General features: G+C 62.9%; 1 protein-coding gene. It reads left to right on the forward strand.

All coding sequences use genetic code 11. The features are described 5' to 3' along the window. Positions 1–620, forward strand: a 620-nt coding sequence (locus tag AC07O0_RS30300) for an amino acid ABC transporter ATP-binding protein (RefSeq protein ID WP_494628559.1), incomplete at both ends; no start/stop codon positions are given.

Genomic DNA, 620 nt, shown 5'->3' on the forward strand with positions numbered 1-620 from the left:
CGCGGCGAGAAGCTCGTGATCTGCGGCCCGTCGGGCTCGGGCAAGTCGACGATGATCCGCTGCATCAACCGGCTGGAAGAGCACCAGAAGGGCCAGATCATCGTCGACGGCACCGAGCTCACCAACGACCTCAAGAAGATCGACGAGATCCGCCGCGATGTCGGCATGGTCTTCCAGCACTTCAACCTGTTCCCGCATCTGACGATCCTGGAGAACCTGACGCTGGCGCCGATCTGGGTTCGCAAGATGCCCAAGAAGGACGCCGAGGAGATCGCGATGCACTATCTCAAGCGCGTCAAGATCCCTGAGCAGGCGGCGAAGTATCCCGGCCAGCTCTCGGGCGGCCAGCAGCAGCGCGTCGCCATCGCCCGCTCGCTGTGCATGAGCCCGAAGATCATGCTGTTCGACGAGCCGACCTCGGCGCTCGATCCGGAAATGGTCAAGGAGGTGCTCGACACCATGGTCTCGCTGGCCGACGAGGGCATGACCATGCTCTGCGTCACCCACGAAATGGGTTTTGCCCGCCAGGTCGCCGACCGCGTCATCTTCATGGACGCCGGCCAGATCGTCGAGATGAACGAGCCCAACGAGTTCTTCAAGAACCCCCAGCACGAGCGCAC

The sequence above is a fragment of the Allobosea sp. GW821-FHT10B12 genome, from assembly GCF_059415545.1.